The 8,720-nt window shown below is 40.3% G+C and carries 6 protein-coding genes; 3 read left to right on the top strand and 3 right to left on the bottom strand.

Features of this window, described 5'->3' with window-relative positions:
- Positions 1 to 101 precede the first annotated feature (101 nt).
- Positions 102 to 308 (bottom strand): Arm DNA-binding domain-containing protein, encoded by a 207-nt coding sequence (locus tag H4J41_RS17815; RefSeq protein WP_182136340.1) that lies wholly within the window; start codon positions 306 to 308, stop codon positions 102 to 104.
- Positions 309 to 444: 136 nt separating this feature from the next.
- Between H4J41_RS17815 and sbcB the strand changes: the two genes are divergently transcribed.
- The 3 genes from sbcB to H4J41_RS08255 all read left to right on the top strand — a co-directional run bounded on the left by sbcB (position 445) and on the right by H4J41_RS08255 (position 4,058).
- Positions 445 to 1,902: an exodeoxyribonuclease I gene (gene sbcB / locus H4J41_RS08265; RefSeq protein ID WP_182136339.1), complete on the top strand. Its 1,458-nt coding sequence runs from the start codon at positions 445 to 447 to the stop codon at positions 1,900 to 1,902.
- Between the two features lie 419 nt (positions 1,903 to 2,321).
- Positions 2,322 to 3,182 carry an NAD(P)-dependent oxidoreductase gene (locus tag H4J41_RS08260; RefSeq protein ID WP_182136338.1) on the top strand — a complete coding sequence of 287 codons (861 nt, stop codon included), beginning with the start codon at positions 2,322 to 2,324 and terminating at the stop codon, positions 3,180 to 3,182.
- Between the two features lie 393 nt (positions 3,183 to 3,575).
- The gene (locus H4J41_RS08255) at positions 3,576 to 4,058 is read left to right on the top strand and encodes a glutathione peroxidase (RefSeq protein ID WP_182136337.1); all 483 of its coding nucleotides are present in this window, start codon (positions 3,576 to 3,578) and stop codon (positions 4,056 to 4,058) included.
- A 1,005-nt stretch (positions 4,059 to 5,063) separates the two neighbouring features.
- Here the strand turns inward: H4J41_RS08255 and uvrB are convergent.
- Both uvrB and H4J41_RS08245 read right to left on the bottom strand, forming a co-directional pair.
- Positions 5,064 to 7,064 (bottom strand): excinuclease ABC subunit UvrB, encoded by a 2,001-nt coding sequence (gene uvrB, locus H4J41_RS08250; RefSeq protein ID WP_182136336.1) that lies wholly within the window; start codon positions 7,062 to 7,064, stop codon positions 5,064 to 5,066.
- A complete protein-coding gene (locus H4J41_RS08245; protein WP_182136335.1) occupies positions 7,064 to 8,437 on the bottom strand; it encodes an MATE family efflux transporter in 1,374 nt (457 codons plus the stop codon). The genes uvrB and H4J41_RS08245 overlap by 1 nt, the downstream gene beginning before the upstream one ends.
- Between the last annotated feature and the right edge of the window lie 283 nt (positions 8,438 to 8,720).

Raw genomic sequence — 8,720 nt, 5'->3', positions numbered from 1 at the left:
CTTTATCCTTATTTTTATTTTTATTTTTATTTTTATTTTTTATGTTGCCATACAAGCTTAGGGTTTTTCCCATCAAATAATAATCCCTTTAATTCTGACACTCATTTTCTGGCATCACGCAAAGACACATTAGGGTAATGCCCTAATGTCAAACGGTCAGCTTTATTGTTATAACTAAATCTGAATTGCCAAGCAATTTTGCCTTTTGCAGACACTCTTATACTGATAGAGTCTCGATCAGTAACCTCGAAAGGTTTATCATGGCTCTTATTGTGATATTTCTTTAATATAGGATGTGATAGCTTCATCCACTATCTACACAAGGGTTAGTTTTCTGTAGGTAACCGTGCAGACAAAAACAATGAATAAGCATAAATAACTTAGCTCGCAATAAAACAAAAAAAGTTAATTTCAGGCCAATAAAAACGGGACAAAAACATACCAATGCCAACTAATCAAAACACCCATACACAGCCCACTATTCTTTGGCACGATTATGAGACTTGGGGGATATCACCAAAATTTGACAAACCCTCTCAGTTTGCCGGTATTCGCACAGATCTAGATTTAAATATTATTGGTGAGCCTGAAATGTTTTATTGCTCGCCACCCGCTGATTATCTGCCGCACCCTGAAGCTTGTTTAGTTACGGGTATTACCCCACAAAAGGCTTTGCGAGAAGGCTTAAGTGAGGCTGAATTTGCTGAGCGTATTCACGGACTATTTTCCCAAGCTAACACTTGTGTCGCGGGCTACAACAGTATTCGCTTTGATGACGAGGTAACTCGCTACTTATTCTATCGCAACTTTTACGACCCTTACGCGCGTGAGTGGCAAAATGGTAATAGCCGCTGGGACATTATAGATATGGTACGCGCTTGCTATGCCTTGCGCCCTGAAGGTATTGAATGGCCCACCGTTGAACGCGACGGCGAACAAGTGGTTAGTTTTCGTTTAGAGTTGCTAACAAAAGCGAATGGTATTGACCATGAAGCGGCGCATGATGCGATGAGTGACGTATATGCCACTATCGCTATGGCAAAGCTGATTAAAGAAAAGCAGCCAAAGTTATATGACTTTATCTTTAATTTGAAGAACAAAAAGCAAGTGGCTGAGCTAATTGATGTTTACCACATGACCCCCATTGTTCATACCTCAAGTAAAGTCTCTTCTTTACATGGTTGCACTAGCTGGTTTGCGCCGATTTGTTATCACCCTATTAATAAAAATGCCGTAATAGCGGTAGATTTAGCGCTTGACCCATCGCCGTTATTTGCACTGTCGAGTGCAGAAATAAAAGCACGTTTATATACCCGTTATGATGAATTAGCAGAAGATGAATTGCCGATCCCGGTTAAGTTGATTCACTTAAATAAGTGCCCTATTGTCGCGCCAGCAAAAACCTTGTTACCTGAAAATGCCGAACGCTTAAATATTCCTCGCGAGCTTTGTTTAGAGCATCTAAAAAGTCTTAAGCAACATACTGAACTTAGAGATAAATTAACCGATGTTTTTGCCAGTAATGACTTCGCTGATGAACCGGTAGAAGCTGAATTTGCCTTATATGGCGGAAAATTTTTCTCGCATGGCGACAAAGCGCAAATGGATATATTGCACCAACTAGCGCCAGAGCAATTGGGCACGCACCCTTTTCAGTTTCAAGATGAGCGATTAAACACCCTGTTGTTTAGTTATCGGGCGCGTAACTTCCCTTATACCCTAGACGACGGCGAGCAACAAAAGTGGCAGGCGCATTGTCAAGACCGTCTTCAGTATGGCACTAAAGGTTTGTTGAGCGCTGATGAGTATATGATGAAGTTGGAAAACTTGGCCTTTGAACATGAAAACAACACCGAAAAAATGCAGTTATTAAAAGCCTTGTTTGAATATATCAACAAATAATATTGCTTGAATTGATTATACCGGTTTTATTTATTATCTGGCCTAATTTATCTCTAGCAAAAACAGCCAAATTCAAGGCGTTTAGTTTAATAACGCCTTGTGCTGATGGTTAGCTAAATAGCGCTCTAGTGTTAGTGCTAGTGGCTTATTGAAACTAGGTACACCATCAGAAAATGAGTGAGTTTGGTATGACTTAATGAAAATAATTCAATGGTTATACCCGCGCTACTTTTTATCCTTTACTGGCATTCATGACTTAAATTGCAAATAACTCTTTAAATACAACAGCTTAATTTCGCTGACATTTAATCGGTTAAAGCCCAGTAAAATTTTGCTCCATACAACAACTATCGGCTAAAGCTAAGCACTTTATATCTGCTATAAACGTTAACAAATTTAATTTTAATAGGTTGAACAATATGAAAAAAGTTTCTTTTATTGGTTTAGGTGTTATGGGTTTTCCTATGGCGGGCCATTTGCAAAAAGCGGGTTATGAGGTAACCGTTTACAATCGCACGACAACAAAAGCTCAACACTGGGTAGAGCAATATGGCGGAGCCATGGCTAGCACACCAGCAAAAGCGGTGAAAGACAGCGATATTGTTTTTGTTTGTGTCGGTAATGATGATGACCTACGCCAAGTGGTTTTAGGGCCAGAGGGCGTATTTTCAGGCATGAAAACTCAGGCGATTCTTGTTGACCATACCACAGCGTCGGCCACGGTTGCTCGCGAACTCGCTGAACAAGCTACTAAGCTTAATCTAGGGTTTTTAGACGCGCCCGTATCAGGTGGTGAGGCTGGCGCTGTTAATGGCCAATTATCAATTATGGTGGGCGGCGAGCAAAACACATACGCCGCAGCTGAAAGTGCGATGCAATGCTATGCCAAATTTAGTAAATTACTTGGGCCTGTCGGTAGCGGCCAATTGGCAAAAATGATGAATCAAATTTGTATCGCGGGTGTGATACAAGGTTTAGCTGAAGCTTTGCATTTTGGTCAAAACGCAGGGCTAGATTGCGAGCAGGTTGTTGAAGTGATCAGTCAAGGCGCTGCTGGGTCTTGGCAAATGGATAACCGCCATAAAAGCATGTTAAAAGGCGAATATGATTTTGGTTTTGCGGTTGACTGGATGAGAAAAGATCTCGATATTGCCCTGACTGAGGCAAAAAATAATGGCTCTACCCTGCCATTAACCGCACTAGTAGATCAATTTTATGCCGACGTACAAAAAAGTGGTGGTAAACGCTGGGACACTTCAAGTTTATTGACCCGACTGTAATAACTGATCAAGCGATATTTTAACGCTAGGCGAAATTTCATAGGTATTTTTACCCGTGATTTTCGTCTTTTTTAACTGTTTTATAAGAATAATACTCCCCCGCCCCAAGGGGGTCGCTTAGGCGAGATTTGCTACAAAAATAAGGGGTTCTTTAGATAGTTAGGTTATCTTCCTTTTACACCGCAAGCGCTGCGGAATAAAACCCAACTAAGATTTAAATTTTATCAGCTATTTAATGCCCGCTTGAATAAACGCTAAATATCAGCCGCTTGCTAGCTATTATTATCCGCTAAATATACTTGCCTACTCGATGGAAGTGCTGACGCGTGAATCTTGTTAATTTCACGCATATACCTTATTCTGTTTTTACATTGATCCGACCAGTTGAGTATTATGACTAACGCTATTTACACCTTTGGTGCCAACAATTATAAAAATGAAGCCGTTGATTTTACTAAATATCAAGGTAAAACCCTGTTGATCGTTAACACGGCTAGTGCTTGTGGTTTTACGCCACAATATGCAGGTTTAGAAACACTATATCAAGAATACAAAGACAAAGGCTTTGAAGTACTGGCTTTTCCTTGTAACCAATTTGGCAAGCAGGAAAAAGCTGAGAACAGTGAAATTAAAAAGTTTTGTGATCTTAACTTTAAGATTTCATTCGACCTATTCAGTAAAATAGAGGTTAATGGCGATAACGCTCACCCGTTATATAAGCACCTAAAAAATGCAGCGCCAGGGCTCTTAGGCAGTAAAAGCATCAAATGGAACTTCACAAAATTCTTGGTTAATAATCAAGGTAAAGTGATAAAACGTTATAGCCCAACCACTAAGCCCGCCGATATTGCCAGTGATATCGCAGCAATACTTTAATCAGTTGTAGTCACCCAGAAAGACAGAGCCTAAGCCTGATAATCAAGCGTTAGGCAATTCTTTAATTTTTTAATTTTTTGTAGGTCGGACTTTAGTCTGACAACCGTTATGTAGGCAATTAATCTGGTGGGTTAACAAACACTGGCAGCTAGTATGATTTTTTCACTCGAAATTTATACCAAACACAGTTAAATTTTATTTAACCTGATGGACTAAAGTCCACCCTACATCGAACCTAAATCGAAGCTACGTTGGGCTTCCATTAAAGCTTCATAGATCCTGCGAATGATAATCTAGCGTTGGGCAATTTTTTGTAGGTCGGACTTTAGTCTGACAACTGTTAAACAGGCAATTAACCTGATGGGTTAACAAACACTGGCAGCTAGTATGATTTTTTCACTCAGAATTTATACCAGAAACAGTTAAATTTCATTTAACCTGATGGACTAAAGTCCAGCCTAAATCTAGCTTACATTGAAGCTACATAAGTTCTGCGGATGACAATCTAGCGTTGGGATGTTTTTTGTAGGTCGGACTTTAGTCTGACAACTGTTAAACAGGTAATTAACCTGATAGTTAACAAACACTGGCAGCTAGTATGATTTTTTCACTCAAAATTTATACCAGAAACAGTTAAATTTCATTTAACCTGATGGACTAAAGTCCACCCTACATTGAGCTTATATTTAAGATACATAGGCTCTGCGGATGACAATCTAGCGTTGGTAATTTTTTTGTAGGTCGGACTTTAGTCTGACAACCGTTAAGCTGGCAATTAACCTGATGGGTTAACAAACATCTGCAGCAGTTGTTTTTTCACTTAGAATTTAGTCCAACCTACATCGAAAACGCACCGAAACCACATCGAATATACATCTAGCTTACGTTGAAGCTAGATAGGCTCTGCGGATGATAATCTGGCGGGCTAAAACCCGCCATACACTTCAATCTCTACAATATTTATTGGCCACTAGAAATTAACTGGATAAATAAATTTTTAACGTGCTAAGTCGCCAACTGTAGATCGCGTAATTTGGCAATTTTATCTCGTACCGACGCGGCCAATTCAAACTCTAAGTTTTGGGCATGATTAAACATGGTTGTTTCTAATTCTTTTACTTTTGCATCAATTTGTTTGGTGGTGAAGGTTTCATATTCTGAAGCTGGCTCAGCGGCTTTTAATGCTGCTGCGGCGCGAGTCTTGCCACCATCGAGGTCCATTACATCAGAAATATTACGTCTAACGCCACGCGGGGTTATGTTGTTATCAAGATTATATTGGTGCTGTTTAACGCGACGTCGATCGGTTTCATCAATCGCTTTACGCATTGAGCCGGTAATGCGTCCAGCATATAGAATTGCTCGACCATTAATATTACGTGCCGCTCGTCCAATCGTTTGAATAAGTGAACGTTCTGAGCGCAAAAATCCTTCTTTATCGGCATCGAGAATCGCCACTAGAGAAACTTCTGGCATATCTAAACCTTCACGCAGTAAGTTAATACCTACGAGCACATCAAACTTTCCTAAACGAAAATCTCGGATAATTTCTACTCGTTCAACCGTATCAACATCAGAGTGTAAGTAACGCGCTTTAACTTGGTGTTCGTCTAAATAATCGGTGAGGTCTTCCGCCATGCGTTTGGTTAATGTCGTGGCTAAAACTCTTTCATCAATTTTTACCCGTTTGCGAATTTCAGATAGGAGATCATCAACTTGCGTGTCAACGGGGCGAACTTCTATGATGGGATCAAGCAGTCCGGTGGGCCTAACAACTTGTTCAGCAATTTCACCTGCTGACTTTTCAAGTTCATAGTGACTTGGCGTTGCAGAAACGTAAATAGTTTGCGGCGACAGGGCTTCAAATTCTTCAAACTTCATTGGGCGATTATCAAGCGCCGAAGGTAATCTAAAGCCATATTCTACTAGGTTTTCTTTGCGTGAACGGTCACCTTTGTACATAGCGCCAATTTGCGGCACGGTAACGTGTGACTCGTCAATGATCAACAAGCCATCGCTAGGCAAGTAATCAAATAATGTTGGCGGTGCCTCTCCTGGTCCTCGGCCCGATAAATAGCGCGAGTAGTTTTCTATGCCGGAGCAATAACCCAGCTCGGTCATCATCTCAATATCAAATTGAGTACGTTGCACTATGCGCTGCTCTTCAATAAGTTTATTGTTTTCTTTAAGTTGAGTCGCTCTGTCTTTTAATTCAATTTTTATTTTTTCAACCGCAGCCACTATTTTTTCACGTGGTGTCGCGTAATGGGTTTTAGGATAAATAGTGACGCGAGCAACGGTGCGATCAACAGCGCCGGTGAGTGGATCAAATATGCTAATGCGCTCAATTTCTTCATCAAATAATTCAATACGTAAGGCCATGCGGTCTGATTCAGCAGGGAAAACATCAATAACATCACCGCGCACACGATAAGTGGCGCGCTGAAATGCCATGTCATTTCGTGCATATTGCAATTCAGCTAAGCGCCTTAAAATGTCACGCTGATTAATAATGTCGCCGACGCTGATATGCAACATCATTTTCAAGTAGGACTCGGGATCGCCCAAACCATAAATTGCCGAGACAGAGGCGATAATAATGACGTCTTTTCGCTCTAACAGTGATTTGGTTGCCGATAAGCGCATTTGCTCAATATGTTCATTGATCGAGGCGTCTTTTTCGATAAAAGTATCAGTGGTTGGCACATAGGCTTCTGGTTGATAGTAGTCATAATAAGAAACAAAATATTCTACGGCGTTATCAGGGAAAAAATCTTTCATTTCACCGTATAATTGTGCCGCCAAGGTTTTATTTGGCGCTAGCATCATGGTGGGACGATTCAGCTTTTCGATAACATTGGCGATGGTATAGGTTTTACCTGAGCCGGTTACCCCTAATAATGTTTGATGTGCTAAACCTGATTCAATACCATCAAGCAATTTTGCAATGGCCGTAGGTTGATCGCCGCTGGGAGTATAATCTGAATGTATTTTTAACGCTTTCATTAAGTAATAACCTCTACCGTGACCCGATCTTTTTCACATTGTTTGTTAAACAAACCATAAGAAATAGCCGCCATCACTACATTTCCAAGTAAAGCTCCGATAAAAAAGCCTTCTATACCAAACCACAAACTACCCATATAAGCTAACGGCACATAACAAATAAATAAACGAATAACACTTAACACCAGCGCCACCATAGGCTTATGCAGTGCGTTAAATGATGAGTTGGTTAAAATAATAACGCCTTGAAAGCCATAACCTAAAGGTAAAATCCAAATGAAAAGTTTAATAATATCGGCAACCGCTTGCTCTTTAGAGAACACGTCGGCAATAAACGGCGCGGCTAACACGAGCACAACATAAACAAGCACCTGAAAGCCTAAAACAAATTTGATTGACGTTTTGTAACCGTCTTCAACACGCTTCATGTTGCCAGCACCCAAGTTTTGGCTGATAAAGGGCGGTAATGTCATCGACAGCGCTAACACCACTAAACAGGCAATAGATTCAATTCTTGACCCCACCCCAAAAGCAGCTACGGCTGATGCGCCATAGTTAGCTACAATCGCGGTTAACACGGCCGAGGCAGCTGGTGTTAACATATTTGCACCCGCGGCAGGTAAGCCAATATGTAAAATATCACGTGCCGAATAAATAAAGTCTTTAATGGCCATTAGATGGCGGTGAATTAAATCGCGTTTAATCGCTAAAATATATAAAACATAGCCTAAACCAAATAGCCAAGATATTAAGGTAGCAATGGCTGCACCTTCGATACCCATGGCGGGTACGGGACCAAAACCAAAAATAAAAATAGGATCTAATACGGCATTGATTAAGCCGGCGCTACCCATAATGATACTGGGTGTTTTGGTATCGCCATCAGCACGCAAAATAGCGTTACCTATCATAGGGCCAATTAAACAAATACAACCTAAAAACCAGAGATCCATATATTGATGAATTAAGGGGAGCAGTGCTTCGCTAGCCCCTAAAAGTAAAAAGGTTTCGTCAATAAGCAAATAACCGATCACGGCCAGCATACCAACAATGATTGCTGATAAATATAATGCGCTGGTTGCGAGGTTTTTTGCCGTCGCTTTGTCACCTTTACCCAGCGCTTTTGCAATAACGGCTGAGGTACCTATACCTAAACCTATAGTGAGACTGATCACGGTAAAGGTAATAGGAAAAGTAAAACTAATTGCGGCTAAAGGCTCTGTGCCCAATAGCCCGACAAAAAAGGTATCAACTAAGTTAAAGGTCATCAATAAAATCAGGCCATAGATCATCGGCACTGTCATTGTTTTTAACGTTGGACCTACGGGGTCTTTAAGTAGATTTATTTGGTGAATAGTTTTAGTCTTAATCATTAATTTTTAAACGTAAGTGATGAACCGAATACACCTGCCATTGTAAAAGATCGTGATCGGTCTCGCTACGTATATATTTTATTAGTGATAATAATGAGACAACTTAAAGAAAAAACAATATAGCTGAAATAAAATAGACTATGCAGCTCTGCGCCAAAAACACCATAAATGTATAAAACATCACTCTTGAACAAAAAACACACGAACATGAGCGAAAACACGACAATATCACACTAACTACTTGTTATTAATTAATATTTAAACTTAGTCACAAAAATCTCCA

It is taken from the genome of Colwellia sp. MB3u-45 (genome assembly GCF_014077005.1).
Classification (GTDB): Bacteria; Pseudomonadota; Gammaproteobacteria; order Enterobacterales; family Alteromonadaceae; genus Cognaticolwellia.
Note: the sequence above shows the minus strand (reverse complement) of the source record. Positions and strands in the feature narration are given on the sequence as shown.